General features: G+C 64.1%; 10 protein-coding genes and 1 tRNA gene. 9 read left to right on the top strand and 2 right to left on the bottom strand.

The window, feature by feature from the left end; translation table 11 throughout:
- Window positions 1-88 precede the first annotated feature (88 nt).
- From queE to BM019_RS02570, 3 genes are all read left to right on the top strand, one after another.
- Window positions 89-736 (top strand): 7-carboxy-7-deazaguanine synthase QueE, encoded by a 648-nt coding sequence (gene queE / locus BM019_RS02580; protein ID WP_007931105.1) that lies wholly within the window; start codon window positions 89-91, stop codon window positions 734-736.
- A 1-nt stretch (window position 737) separates the two neighbouring features.
- Window positions 738-1,439 carry a 7-cyano-7-deazaguanine synthase QueC gene (gene queC, locus BM019_RS02575; RefSeq protein ID WP_009045283.1) on the top strand — a complete coding sequence of 234 codons (702 nt, stop codon included), beginning with the start codon at window positions 738-740 and terminating at the stop codon, window positions 1,437-1,439.
- 63 nt (window positions 1,440-1,502) lie between these two features.
- A tRNA-Lys gene (locus tag BM019_RS02570) sits at window positions 1,503-1,578 on the top strand.
- A 291-nt stretch (window positions 1,579-1,869) separates the two neighbouring features.
- Here the strand turns inward: BM019_RS02570 and BM019_RS02565 are convergent.
- Together BM019_RS02565 and BM019_RS02560 are read right to left on the bottom strand one after the other, a co-directional pair.
- A complete protein-coding gene (locus BM019_RS02565; RefSeq protein ID WP_009050459.1) occupies window positions 1,870-2,592 on the bottom strand; it encodes a FadR/GntR family transcriptional regulator in 723 nt (240 codons plus the stop codon).
- Between the two features lie 109 nt (window positions 2,593-2,701).
- Complete coding sequence (locus BM019_RS02560; RefSeq protein ID WP_175510558.1) at window positions 2,702-4,438, bottom strand: IlvD/Edd family dehydratase; 1,737 nt, start codon at window positions 4,436-4,438, stop codon at window positions 2,702-2,704.
- A 194-nt stretch (window positions 4,439-4,632) separates the two neighbouring features.
- Here BM019_RS02560 and BM019_RS02555 point away from each other — a divergent pair, with 194 nt between their 5' ends.
- The 6 genes from BM019_RS02555 to araG are packed head-to-tail and all read left to right on the top strand — an operon-like array spanning window position 4,633 to window position 12,194.
- Window positions 4,633-5,955 carry an MFS transporter gene (locus BM019_RS02555; protein WP_092417529.1) on the top strand — a complete coding sequence of 441 codons (1,323 nt, stop codon included), beginning with the start codon at window positions 4,633-4,635 and terminating at the stop codon, window positions 5,953-5,955.
- Between the two features lie 20 nt (window positions 5,956-5,975).
- Window positions 5,976-6,968 (top strand): AraD1 family protein, encoded by a 993-nt coding sequence (gene araD1 / locus BM019_RS02550; RefSeq protein WP_062824866.1) that lies wholly within the window; start codon window positions 5,976-5,978, stop codon window positions 6,966-6,968.
- 50 nt (window positions 6,969-7,018) lie between these two features.
- Window positions 7,019-8,599, top strand: a complete 1,581-nt coding sequence (locus BM019_RS02545) for an aldehyde dehydrogenase (NADP(+)) (RefSeq protein WP_092417528.1) — start codon at window positions 7,019-7,021, stop codon at window positions 8,597-8,599.
- A gap of 50 nt (window positions 8,600-8,649) precedes the next feature.
- Window positions 8,650-9,525 carry an SMP-30/gluconolactonase/LRE family protein gene (locus BM019_RS02540; protein WP_092417527.1) on the top strand — a complete coding sequence of 292 codons (876 nt, stop codon included), beginning with the start codon at window positions 8,650-8,652 and terminating at the stop codon, window positions 9,523-9,525.
- A 59-nt stretch (window positions 9,526-9,584) separates the two neighbouring features.
- Window positions 9,585-10,589 carry a substrate-binding domain-containing protein gene (locus BM019_RS02535; RefSeq protein WP_092417526.1) on the top strand — a complete coding sequence of 335 codons (1,005 nt, stop codon included), beginning with the start codon at window positions 9,585-9,587 and terminating at the stop codon, window positions 10,587-10,589.
- A gap of 60 nt (window positions 10,590-10,649) precedes the next feature.
- Window positions 10,650-12,194, top strand: a complete 1,545-nt coding sequence (araG, locus tag BM019_RS02530) for an L-arabinose ABC transporter ATP-binding protein AraG (RefSeq protein WP_092417525.1) — start codon at window positions 10,650-10,652, stop codon at window positions 12,192-12,194.
- The last annotated feature ends 2 nt before the right edge of the window (window positions 12,195-12,196 follow it).

Below are 12,196 nucleotides of genomic sequence, written 5' to 3'. Positions count from 1 at the left end.
CGCTTCCTGGGATTACCGTGTTTGCGGGATTCCTCGAGGTGCCTGACGGAGGCGGACAGCCTGTTTAGCTGTTACGCCCGTGGCGACTATGCAAGACACATTGAGAATTACCGAAGTTTTCTACTCGTTGCAGGGTGAAACTCGGACTGCCGGCCTGCCCACGGTATTTGTGCGCCTGACCGGTTGTCCGCTGCGTTGCCAATACTGCGACAGTGCCTACGCCTTCAGCGGTGGCAGCATCCGCACCCTCGAGAGCATTCTCGAGCAGGTCGCCGGTTTCCGCCCGCGTTATGTCTGTGTGACCGGCGGCGAGCCTCTGGCCCAGCCTAATGCCATTCCCTTGCTCAAGCAGCTGTGTGACGCCGGTTACGAAGTCTCGCTGGAAACCAGCGGAGCCTTGGATATTTCCGCGGTCGATCCGCGGGTCAGTCGAGTGCTCGACCTGAAGACACCGGGGTCGCAGGAAGCTCAGCGCAATCGTTACGAAAACATCGAACTGCTGACGCCGAACGACCAGGTCAAGTTTGTCATCTGTTCCCGCGAGGACTATGACTGGGCGGTTTCCAAGCTGATCCAGTATGGTCTGGAGCGGCGGGCGGGCGAGGTGCTGTTCTCGCCGAGCCATCACGACCTCAATGCGCGCGATCTGGCCGACTGGATCGTTGCGGACAACCTGCCGGTGCGCCTGCAATTGCAGCTGCATAAATACCTTTGGAATGACGAGCCGGGGCGTTGATATGACTGAACAAGCACAGAGCCAAGTTGCCACTGAAAAGCGTGCAGTAATCCTGCTGTCCGGCGGTCTGGACTCGGCCACCGTGGTGGCCATGGCCCGCGCCGAAGGGTATCGCTGCTACACCATGAGCTTCGATTATGGCCAGCGTCATCGCGCCGAGTTGCAGGCGGCTGAACGTGTCGCTCGCGACCTGGGTGTGGTCGAGCACAAGGTGATCGGCCTCAACCTCAACGGTATCGGCGGCTCCGCGCTGACCGACAGCTCCATCGATGTGCCCGAGGCTCCGAGCGAAGGGATCCCCGTCACCTACGTGCCGGCGCGTAACACCGTGTTCCTGTCCCTGGCACTGGGCTGGGCGGAAGTGCTGGGCGCGCGGGACATCTTCATTGGCGTCAACGCCGTGGACTATTCGGGGTACCCGGATTGCCGTCCGGAGTTCGTCGAGGCCTTTGAGCGCATGGCCAACCTGGCGACCAAGGCCGGGGTAGAGGGGCAGGGATTCCGTATCCAGGCACCGCTGCAGAACCTGAGCAAGGCCGATATCGTCAAGGCGGGCGTCAAGCTCGGGGTTGATTACGGCCTGACCGTGTCCTGCTACCAGGCCGATGATCAAGGGCGTGCTTGCGGCAAGTGCGACAGCTGCCGTCTGCGCGCGGAAGGGTTTGCCGCGGCCGGTGTCAGCGACCCAACACCTTATTTTTGATTTTTTTCATATTGGGTGTTGAATTCTTTTTATAAATCAGTATTATACGCGCCACCACACAGCGGGTCGTTAGCTCAGTTGGTAGAGCAGTTGGCTTTTAACCAATTGGTCGTAGGTTCGAATCCCACACGACCCACCATTTTCTAGCAGTATTCAAAATCCGAAAGGCCCACGAAAGTGAGGATTTTCGGATTTTTTTTTGCCTGCGAAAAAGTGTGGGCCGGGTCTGGAGGCAGTGTGGAGCTACCAGGCTATAGCCGTGCAGCTGTCTGGGTCGAACCCTGGATTCGAGCCGGTGTGATGGCAGGAGCGAGCCTGGACCATGATCGGCACGAATCGATACTGCGCTGGACCAAATCCTCAATCTCGCCGCTAAAGATCGCCCGTCGTGAGGGGTGGCGGTGGGCAATGGATCGACAGCTCGGGCGCCCTACAGAGGAGTCAGGACATTCATCACGGTGTCCAGGGCCACGCGGGTGTCGTCCAGTTGCACCAGCGAGGCATGCCGGGCGCCGAGGGCGTCGCGGTTCTTGATGGCGGTCAGGATCGCCTTGTGCCGGGGCAGGCTGAGGCGCTGGATATCGGGGCGGCGGTTGGTGATGCTGATGGACTCGCGCAGCGGTAGCGACAGCATGTTGCACATGTAGGCGAGCAAGTCGTTGCGGGTGGCATCGGCGATCGCTCGGTGAAAATCCAGGTCGGCCTGCAAGAGCTCCTCGTGGGTCTTGGCCGTCTCCATGGACTGGTAGGCTTTCTCGATCACCGCGATATCCGGGTCGGTCGCGGTGGTGGCGGCCATGGCGGCGATTTCCGGTTCGAGGATGCGGCGTACGCCCGCCAGGGTGTTGAAGAACTCGCTGTGAGGCGTCGACTGCATCAACCAGGACAGCACGTCCGGGTCCAGCAAGTGCCATTTCGCCCGTGGCCGTACCACCGCGCCGACCCGTGGCTTGGAGTACACCAGCCCCTTGGCGCTGAGCACCCGGGTAGCTTCGCGCAGCACCGAGCGGCTGACCTGATATTCCTCACACAGCGTTGCCTCCAAGGGCAATCTATCTTCCGGCTTGAAGCGTCCGGAGACGATGTGCATGCCCAGATCCTGAACGATCCGGGCATGCATGCTCTTGCGGGGTTTGGAAGGCTGGTGATCCATAACAGGGTGGCTGCTCTGAAGAAATTGGCTGCATCATAGCATCGCTCCCGTATCTATCAGGCGCTCCTGCATGCCTGAACCGGTGGGCGACGGGCCCGCATCAGCCCCCTCAGTGGGAATGCCGCGGGATCTCGGCGCCCCGGCAACCCACCAGGAAATCGAAGTCGCAGCCCTGGTCCGCCTGCAGCACGTGGTCGATATACAGCTGGCGATAACCGCCGACGATCAGTGACGGCGGCGTTTGCAGGTCGCTCATGCGCGCCTTCAGTTCGGCCTCCGGGATGTCCAGGTGCAGGCGTCCGCTGGCACAGTCCAGCTCGATCCAGTCGCCTTCCTTCACCGCGGCCAGGGGGCCGCCGGCCGCCGCTTCCGGCGCCACATGCAGGACCACGGTGCCATACGCGGTGCCGCTCATGCGCGCGTCGGAAATCCGCACCATATCGGTCACGCCCTGGGCCAGCAGCTTGGCCGGCAGGCCCATGTTGCCGACCTCCGCCATGCCGGGGTAGCCCTTGGGGCCGCAGTTCTTCATCACCAGGATCGAGTCGGCGTCGACCTCCAGCTCCGGGTCGTTGATCCGCGCCTTGTACATGTCGAAGTTCTCGAACACCACCGCGCGGCCGCGATGCTGCATCAGTTCGGCGCTGGCCGCGGAAGGCTTGAGCACCGCGCCGAGGGGCGCCAGGTTGCCACGCAGCACGCAGATGCCGCCGTCGGCGCGGATCGGGTTGTCGAGACGGCGGATCACTTCGTCCTGGCCGTAGATCGGCGCGTCCTTGGTATTTTCGCCAATAGACTTGCCGTTGACCGTCAACGCATCCGGGTGAGGAATCAGACTGGCTTCGCCAAGGCGGCGCAACACCGCCGGCAGGCCGCCGGCATAGTAGAACTCTTCCATCAAGAAGCGTCCGGACGGTTGCAGGTCGACGATGGTCGGCGTGCCGCGGCCGATGCGGGTCCAGTCATCCAGGTCGAGTTCGACGCCGATGCGCCCGGCGATGGCTTTCAGGTGAATCACCGCGTTGGTCGATCCGCCGATGGCAGCGTTGACCCGGATGGCGTTTTCGAACGCCTCTTTGGTGAGGATCTTCGACAGCCGCAAGTCTTCGCGAACCATCTCCACCGCACGCATGCCGGACATATGCGCCAGCACATAACGGCGTGCATCGACCGCCGGAATCGCCGCGTTATGGGGCAGGGAGGTGCCCAGGGCCTCGGCCATGCAGGCCATGGTCGAGGCGGTGCCCATGGTGTTGCAAGTGCCCGCCGAGCGCGACATGCCGCCTTCGGCCGCAAGGAAGTCATCGAGGGTGATGGTGCCGGCCTTGACCTGTTCGCTGAGCTGCCACACCACGGTCCCCGAACCTATGTCCTGGCCCTTGTGCTTGCCATTGAGCATCGGCCCGCCGGTGACGACGATGGCCGGCACGTCGCAACTGGCCGCGCCCATCAGCAGTGCCGGGGTGGTCTTGTCGCAGCCGGTCAGCAGCACCACGCCATCGATCGGGTTGCCGCGGATGGCCTCCTCGACATCCATGCTGGCCAGGTTGCGGGTGAGCATGGCGGTCGGGCGCAGGTTCGACTCGCCGTTGGAGAACACCGGGAACTCCACCGGAAAGCCGCCGGCCTCGATCACCCCACGCTTCACATGCTCGGCAATCTGGCGGAAGTGCGCGTTGCACGGGGTCAGCTCCGACCAGGTGTTGCAGATCCCGATGATGGGCTTGCCATGGAACTGGTGGTCGGCGATGCCCTGATTCTTCATCCAGCTGCGGTACATGAAACCGTTCTTGTCGGCGGTGCCGAACCAGTGGGCGGAGCGCAGGTTGGGTTTCTTATCAGACATGGTCAGGCTCTCTTATTGTAAGACTATATTGTTCTGGTCTGGTCATAACATAAGCGCAAAATCGTGGGTTTGGAAGTATTGTTGGCTAAATAGTAATACTATATAGTCGTTTGCAACTGAGGTATGGCCCTGGCGGTTTTCCGCGAGAGGCGTCCCCCGAGCTTCTATAAAAACAACAATCGGAGACCGAGCTCATGAGCCAGGAATTGCGGCTTATTCGGCGCATCACGCTGAAACTGATTCCCTTCCTGATCCTGCTGTACCTGATCGCCTACGTGGACCGTTCCGCCGTCGGCTTCGCCAAGTTGCACATGGGCGCCGATATCGGCATCGGCGACGCGGCCTATGGGTTGGGTGCCGGGCTGTTCTTCATCGGCTACTTCCTCCTGGAAATCCCCAGCAACCTGATGCTCGACCGCTTCGGCGCACGGCGCTGGTTCGCGCGGATCATGATCACCTGGGGCGCCATCACCATCGGCATGGCGTTTGTCCAGGGCCCCTACAGCTTCTATCTGATGCGCTTTCTGCTCGGCGCGGCGGAAGCCGGGTTCTTCCCCGGTGTTCTCTACTACATCACCCAATGGTTCCCGGTGCGCCATCGCGGCAAGATCCTCGGGCTGTTCATCCTGTCCCAACCCATCGCGATGATGATCACCGGCCCAGTGTCCGGCGGCCTGCTCGGCATGGACGGCATCCTCGGCCTGCACGGCTGGCAGTGGCTGTTCATCGTCATCGGCACGCCGGCGATCCTGCTGACCTGGCCGGTGCTGCGCTACCTGCCCGACGGTCCGCAACAGGTCAAATGGATGGAGCCGGGCGAGAAGGCCTGGCTCACCGGCGAGCTGGACAAGGACTTGCAGGCATACGGCCAGACCCGCCACGGCAATCCGCTGCACGCCCTCAAGGACACGCGGGTGTTGCTGCTGGCGCTGTTCTATCTGCCGGTGACCTTGAGCATCTATGGCCTGGGCCTGTGGCTGCCGACGTTGATCAAGCAGTTCGGCGGCAGCGACCTGACCACCGGCTTCGTCTCGTCGGTGCCGTATTTCTTCGGGATCATCGGCTTGCTGGTGGTGCCGCGCAGTTCCGACCGCCTCAACGATCGCTACGGCCACCTGGCGGTGCTCTATGTGCTGGGGGCGATCGGCCTGTTCCTCAGTGCCTGGCTGTCAGCGCCGCTGCTGCAACTGGCGGCCTTGTGCCTGGTGGCCTTCGCCCTGTTTTCCTGCACCGCGGTGTTCTGGACCTTGCCCGGGCGTTTTTTTGCCGGCGCCAGCGCGGCGGCGGGGATCGCCCTGATCAACTCGGTGGGTAACCTGGGCGGCTACATCGGTCCGTTCGTGATCGGTGCGCTCAAGCAGTACACCGGCAGCCTGGCGTCGGGGTTGTACTTCCTGTCCGGCGTGATGCTGTTCGGCTTGCTGCTGACGGGCATGGTCTATCGGTTGCTGGAGCGCAGGCACGTGCTGCCGGTCGAGCAGTTCGCCGCCAGTGCCCGCGGCGCCACTCGTACTTAATGGCCTAGAGGAGAAAGTTCATGCGTTTAGTGCAGTTCGAATTGAATAACGGCGAGCGCCGGGTCGGTGTGGTCGAGGACGCTCTGGTCCGTGAAGTGCAATCGGTGAACACGGTGCGCGAGCTGGCGCTGGCCGCCATCGAGGCCGGTGTCGGCCTGCGCGAGCAGGTGCAGAGCCTCGGCCTGGGCATCAGCCACGACTACGCCGAGCTGCTGGCGAGCCTGAGGGTCCTGCCGCCATTGGATCACCCGGACCCGGCGCACATGCTGGTCAGCGGCACCGGGCTGACTCACCTGGGCAGCGCCGCGGCGCGGGACAAGATGCACCAGCAGGGCGCTGACGACACAGCGCTGACCGACACCATGCGCATCTTCAAGTGGGGCGTGGAAGGCGGCAAGCCCGCTGCCGGTCAGGCCGGCGTGCAACCGGAATGGTTCTACAAGGGCGACGGCAGCATCGTCGTGCGCCCGGGCCAGGCCTTCAGCCTGCCGGCCTTTGCCGAAGACGCCGGCGAAGAGCCGGAAATCGGCGGCCTGTATGTCATTGGCCATGACGGCAAGCCTTATCGCCTGGGGTTCGCGGTGGGCAACGAGTTCTCCGATCACGTGATGGAACGCAAGAACTATCTCTACCTGGCCCATTCCAAATTGCGCAGTTGCAGCTATGGTCCTGAACTGCGGGTCGGCGAGCTGCCCCGGCACCTGGCGGGCACCAGTCGCATCCTGCGCAATGGGCAGGTGCTGTGGCAAAACGAGTTTCTCAGTGGCGAAGCCAATATGTGCCACAGCCTGGAGAACCTTGAGTACCACCATTTCAAATACAGCCAGTTCCTGCGGCCGGGGGATGTGCACATCCACTTCTTCGGCACCGCGACCCTGTCGTTCGCCGACGGAATCCGCACGCAGCCGGGGGACGTATTCGAAATCAGCCAGGCGGAGTTCGGCGCCCCCTTGATCAACGGTATCGCTGGTGTCGACGCGGTGCTGGCACCGGGTTGCGTCGGCGCTCTTTAAGCCGCCGCTCGTTGAGCAGACGCCCTTTGAACGAACAACAGGAGACAGGCATGCCCCAGGTTCTTGGTCACAACTACATCGGCGGCCAGCGCAGCGCCGCCGGCACCGTCATTCTTCACAGCATCGATGCCAGCACCGGCGAAGCCTTGCCCCACGGGTTCTACCAGGCCACGGCGGAGGAAGTCGACGCCGCCGCCAACGCTGCCGCGGCGGCCTACCCGGCCTACCGCGCCCTGAGTGCGCAGCGGCGCGCGCAATTCCTGGAGGCGGTGGCGGATGAGCTGGACGCGCTGGACGATGAGTTCATCGCCCTGGTCTGCCGGGAAACCGCGTTGCCCACCGCGCGGATCCAGGGCGAGCGCAAGCGCACCAGTGGCCAGATGCGGCTGTTCGCCGAGGTGCTGCGGCGCGGCGATTTCTACGGCGCGCGTATCGATCGGGCGCTGCCCGAGCGTCAGCCGCTGCCGCGTCCGGACCTGCGCCAGTACCGCATCGGCCTGGGGCCGGTGGCGGTGTTTGGCGCGAGCAACTTTCCCCTGGCGTTTTCCACCGCCGGCGGTGACACCGCCGCGGCGCTGGCAGCCGGTTGCCCGGTGGTGTTCAAGGCCCACAGCGGGCACATGGCGACCGCCGAGCGGGTCGCCGATGCGATCGTCCGGGCGGCCCAGGCCAGCGGGATGCCCGCCGGCGTGTTCAACATGATCTTTGGCGGCGGGGTCGGCGAAGCGCTGGTCAAGCATCCGGCGATCCAGGCGGTCGGTTTCACCGGCTCGCTCAAGGGCGGCCGGGCGCTGTGCGACATGGCGGCGGCACGCCCGCAGCCGATCCCGGTGTTCGCCGAGATGTCGAGTATCAACCCGGTGATCGTGTTGCCCCAGGCGCTGCAAGCGCGGGCGCAAACGATCGCCCGCGACCTGACCGCCTCGGTGGTGCAGGGCTGCGGCCAGTTCTGTACCAACCCTGGCCTGGTGATCGGCATCCGCTCGCCGCAGTTCGCCGCCTTCACCGAGCAGGTGGCCCGGCTGATCGGCGATCAACCGGCACAGACCATGCTCAACGCCGGCACCCTGGGCAGCTACGGCAAAGGTGTGCAAAAGCTGCTGGCGCACCCGGGTATCGAGCACCTGGCCGGCGCTCCACAAGCCGGCAACCAGGCGCGGCCACAGCTGTTCAAGGCGGATGCCCGCCTGCTGGTCGAGGGCGATGAAGTGCTGCAGGAAGAAGTGTTCGGCCCGACCACCGTGTTCGTCGAAGTGGCTGATCAGGCACAGCTCAATGCCGCCTTGCACGGCCTGCGCGGGCAACTGACGGCGACCCTCATTGGCGAGCCGGCGGATTTTGTGCAGTTTGGCGAGTTGACGGCGTTGCTGGAACAGAAGGTTGGCCGCATCCTGCTCAACGGTTACCCGACCGGCGTCGAGGTCTGTGACGCGATGGTGCACGGCGGGCCTTATCCGGCCACCTCCGATGCCCGTGGCACGTCGGTGGGGACCCTGGCCATCGAGCGTTTCCTGCGTCCGGTGTGTTTCCAGAACTACCCCGACAACCTGCTGCCGGATGCGTTGAAGAATGCCAACCCATTGCGCATCCAGCGCCTGGTGGATGGACGGCCCTCACGCGACAGCCTGTAACACGAACCCATTAGTGCCTACCTGAAAACAAACACAACGCAGGAGGTTTCATGTCGTGGACCGCAGTGAGCACACACCGTGCGCGGCTGGGCGAAGGCCCGTTCTGGGACGCGCCCGGCCAGGCCCTGTATTGGGTCGATATCGCCGGCCGGCAGGCCTTGTGCCTGCGGGGCGGGCAGCTGCGGGCCTGGCATCTGCCGGAACCGGTGTCGGCCTTCATCCCCTGTGAACGCGGCGATGCGCTGGTGACCTTGAGCAGTGGCGTATACCGCCTCGACCTGGACTCCGCGCCTGCCGCGCCGCGCCTGAGCCTGCTCTGCGTGGCCGATCCGCAACCGGGCAACCGGGCCAACGAGGCGCGCTGCGATGCTCAGGGCAGGCTCTGGCTGGGCACCATGCAGAACAATATCGGCGAGCGGGGCGAGGACCTGCCGGTGCGGCGGCGTTTCGGTGGCCTGTTCCGCATCGATGCCCAGGCGCGGGTCACGCCTCTGCTAAAGGGCCTGGGGATTCCCAATACCTTGCTGTGGAGCGAGGACGCCAGCCGCCTGTATTTCGCCGACAGCCTGGACGGCACGCTGTATCAGTACCCGATCGCCAGCGATGGTCGGCTGGGCTCCGCGCAGGCGTGGTTCGGGCCACACCCGCGCGGCGTCCCGGACGGTTCGGCGATGGACGCCGAGGGTTATATCTGGAATGCCCGCTGGGACGGCGGCTGCCTGCTCAGGCTGGCGCCCGACGGCGAGGTCGACCGGGTGCTCGAACTGCCGGTCAGCCGCCCCACCAGTTGCGTGTTCGGTGGCGCGGACCTCAAGACCCTGTACATCACCAGCGCGGCCAGCCCGCTCGACCATCCCCTGGACGGCGCGGTGCTGGCCGTGCGGGTCGATACCCCCGGGAATCTCTGTCATCGCTTTGCCGGATAACGTTCAGGCTTTACCTGTGTGCAACGAACTCTGAAAAACAACAACAAGGAGTCACCTTTATGAAGCGTCGTCGTGGGATTCGTTACCTGTGTTGTGCCGCCCTGGCCATGTCGGCCGCCAGCCTGAGCTGCCTGTCGCTTGCCGCCGAGCCGGTGAAGATCGGCTTTCTGGTCAAGCAGGCGGAGGAACCCTGGTTCCAGACCGAATGGGCCTTTGCCGAAAAGGCCGGCAAGGACAAGGGTTTCACCGTGATCAAGATCGCCGTGCCGGACGGCGAGAAAACCCTGTCGGCGATCGACAGCCTCGCCGCCAACGGCGCCAAGGGTTTCGTGATCTGCCCGCCGGACGTGTCCCTCGGCCCGGCGATCATGGCCAAGGCCAAGCTCAACGACTTGAAAGTGATTGCCGTCGACGACCGTTTTGTCGATGCCAAGGGCCAGTTCATGGAAGACGTGCCCTACCTGGGCATGGCCGCGTTCGAGGTAGGACAGAAGCAGGGCGCCGCCATGGTCGGCGAAGCGAAGAAGCGCGGCTGGGACTGGAAGGACACCTACGCGGTGATCACCACCTACAACGAACTCGACACCGGTAAAAAACGCACCGACGGCTCGGTCAAGTCGCTTGAGGAAGCCGGCCTGCCCAAGGACCACATCCTCTTCGCGCCACTCAAGACCCTCGACGTGCCGGGCAGCATGGACGCCACCAACTCGGCGCTGGTCAAGCTGCCCAGCGGGGCGAAGAACCTGATCATCGGCGGGATGAACGACAACAGCGTGCTGGGCGGCGTGCGCGCCACCGAAAGCGCCGGGTTCGCCGCGGCCAATGTGATCGGCATCGGCATCAATGGCACCGACGCCATCGGCGAATTGAAGAAACCCGACAGCGGCTTCTTCGGCTCGATGCTGCCCAGCCCGCACATGGAGGGCTACAACACCGCGAGCATGATGTTCGAGTGGGTCACCACCGGCAAGGAACCGCCCAAGTACACCGCGATGGACGACGTGACACTGATCACCCGAGACAACTTCAAGCAAGAACTGGAAAAGATCGGCCTGTGGAACTGAAGGCCGTCGACTTTCCCCGGCGGCCCGTTTGCACGGGCCGCCTGACTTGATGAGGTGGTTATGCACGCGCAACTGAATAAACGACAACACAGTGCCGGCGCCCGTTTGTGTTTCAACGGTATCGGCAAGACCTTCCCCGGGGTCAAGGCGCTGGACGGCATCAGTTTCACCGCCCAGCCGGGGCAGGTGCACGCCCTGATGGGCGAGAACGGCGCAGGCAAGTCGACCTTGCTGAAGATCCTTGGCGGCGCCTACACGCCCAGCAGCGGCAGTGTGCAGATCGGCGAGCGGACCATGACGTTCAAGTGCGCGGCCGACAGCATTGCCAGCGGGGTGGCGGTGATCCACCAGGAGTTGCACCTGGTGCCCGCCATGAGCGTGGCCGAGAACCTGTTCCTCGGCCATCTGCCGGCCAGCCTCGGGGTAATCGACCGCCGTGCGCTGCGCCAGCATGCACTGGAATGCCTCAAGGGGCTGGCCGATGAAATCGATCCCGAGCAGAAAGTCGGCCGCCTGTCCCTGGGCCAGCGCCAACTGGTGGAAATCGCCAAGGCGTTGTCCCGTGGTGCCCACGTGATTGCCTTCGACGAACCCACCAGCAGCCTGTCGGCCCGGGAAATCGAGCGCTTGATGGCGATCATCGGGCGCCTGCGGGACGAAGGCAAAGTGGTGCTGTACGTATCCCATCGCATGGAGGAGGTGTTCCGTATCTGCGACGCGGTGACGGTGTTCAAGGACGGCCGCTACGTGCGCACCTTCGAGGACATGAGCGCACTGACCCACGACCAGCTGGTTACCTGCATGGTCGGTCGCGATATCCAGGACATCTACGATTACCGCCCGCGGCCCCGCGGCGCGGTGGCGCTCAAGGTCGACGGCCTGCTGGGGCCGGGCCTGCGTGCGCCGGTGAGTTTCCAGGCGCACCAGGGCGAGGTGCTCGGCCTGTTCGGCCTGGTCGGCGCGGGGCGTACCGAACTGCTGCGCCTGCTCGGCGGCCTCGAGCGGGTCAGCGCCGGAAGCCTGGCGCTGTGTGGCGAGGCATTGCGCCTGCGCTCGCCGCGCGATGCCATCGCCGCCGGGGTGCTGCTGTGTCCCGAGGACCGCAAGAAGGAAGGCATCATTCCGCTTTCCAGCGTGGCCGAGAACATCAACATCAGTGCGCGCGGCGCCCATTCGGCCTTTGGCTGGCTGTTGCGCGGCGGCTGGGAGAAGGGCAACGCCGACAAACAGATCAAGGCGTTGAAGGTCAAGACGCCCAACGCGGCGCAGAAAATCGTCTACCTGTCCGGCGGCAATCAGCAGAAGGCCATCCTCGGCCGCTGGCTGTCGATGCCGATGAAAGTCCTGCTGCTCGACGAACCCACGCGCGGCATCGATATCGGCGCCAAGGCCGAGATCTACCAGATCATCCATGACCTGGCGGCGAGGGGCATCGCGGTGATCGTGGTGTCCAGCGACCTGATGGAAGTGATGGGTATCTCCGACCGCATCCTGGTGCTCTGCGAAGGCGCGTTGCGCGGCGAGAAGAGCCGTGAACAGGCCAATGAATCCAACCTGCTGCAACTGGCTTTGCCGCGCCAACGCGCCGACGGCCTGGAGAACTGAAG

It is taken from the genome of Pseudomonas sp. NFPP07 (assembly GCF_900115645.1).
GTDB classification, from domain to species: Bacteria; Pseudomonadota; Gammaproteobacteria; order Pseudomonadales; family Pseudomonadaceae; genus Aquipseudomonas; species Aquipseudomonas chlororaphis.
This window is presented reverse-complemented; position numbering and strand designations above follow the sequence as displayed.

What these genes read in the sequence shown, in the direction of transcription:
- queE (WP_007931105.1), top strand. Translation starts at nt 89, where the DNA reads ATGCAAGACACATTGAGAATTACCGAAGTTTTCTACTCGTTGCAGGGT.
- queC (WP_009045283.1), top strand. Translation starts at nt 738, where the DNA reads ATGACTGAACAAGCACAGAGCCAAGTTGCCACTGAAAAGCGTGCAGTA.
- BM019_RS02565 (WP_009050459.1), bottom strand. Translation starts at nt 2,592, where the DNA reads ATGGATCACCAGCCTTCCAAACCCCGCAAGAGCATGCATGCCCGGATC.
- BM019_RS02560 (WP_175510558.1), bottom strand. Translation starts at nt 4,438, where the DNA reads ATGTCTGATAAGAAACCCAACCTGCGCTCCGCCCACTGGTTCGGCACC.
- BM019_RS02555 (WP_092417529.1), top strand. Translation starts at nt 4,633, where the DNA reads ATGAGCCAGGAATTGCGGCTTATTCGGCGCATCACGCTGAAACTGATT.
- araD1 (WP_062824866.1), top strand. Translation starts at nt 5,976, where the DNA reads ATGCGTTTAGTGCAGTTCGAATTGAATAACGGCGAGCGCCGGGTCGGT.
- BM019_RS02545 (WP_092417528.1), top strand. Translation starts at nt 7,019, where the DNA reads ATGCCCCAGGTTCTTGGTCACAACTACATCGGCGGCCAGCGCAGCGCC.
- BM019_RS02540 (WP_092417527.1), top strand. Translation starts at nt 8,650, where the DNA reads ATGTCGTGGACCGCAGTGAGCACACACCGTGCGCGGCTGGGCGAAGGC.
- BM019_RS02535 (WP_092417526.1), top strand. Translation starts at nt 9,585, where the DNA reads ATGAAGCGTCGTCGTGGGATTCGTTACCTGTGTTGTGCCGCCCTGGCC.
- araG (WP_092417525.1), top strand. Translation starts at nt 10,650, where the DNA reads ATGCACGCGCAACTGAATAAACGACAACACAGTGCCGGCGCCCGTTTG.